General features: G+C 66.6%; 1 protein-coding gene. It reads left to right on the forward strand.

Annotated features, from left to right (window positions below; translation table 11 throughout):
- Positions 1-503: transporter substrate-binding domain-containing protein (locus BV907_RS18095; protein WP_139346881.1), on the forward strand; the 503-nt coding region annotated here is incomplete at both ends.

Here is a 503-nt window from a genome sequence, read left to right on the forward strand (position 1 = left end):
CTGGCCGCGATCCTGGCCCTGAGTGCCTGCGGCAACGTGGCCGCCAGCGCCCCGGCATCGGAGAGCCTCACGAACAACACGCGGGACATCTCGGAGGGCGTCCAGCCCGACGCCAAGGCTGTGAGCCTGGTCCCGCAGTCCTTCAAGGACAAGGGCGAGCTCACGGTCGCGATGGACCTGCACTACCCGCCGACGACGTTCCTCGCCGAGGACAACCAGACCGCGATCGGCCTCAACCCGGACATCGCGCGGCTCGTCGCGAAGAAGCTCGACCTCAAGCTGAAGTTCGTGGACACGAAGTTCGACACGATCGTCCCTGGCCTGGACGGCGGCCGCTTCGACTTCACCGCCACGACCATGTCCAAGACCGAGGAGCGCCTCAAGGTCCTGGACATGATCGACTACTTCAAGGCCGGCAATTCCGTGGCGGCTGCGGCCGGGAACCCGCAGGGCCTCACGGTCGAGAACCTGTGCGGGAAGAACATCGCCGTCACCCAGGGCTC

Source organism: Sinomonas mesophila (genome assembly GCF_001999765.1).
In the GTDB taxonomy this organism is placed as follows: domain Bacteria; phylum Actinomycetota; class Actinomycetes; order Actinomycetales; family Micrococcaceae; genus Sinomonas; species Sinomonas mesophila.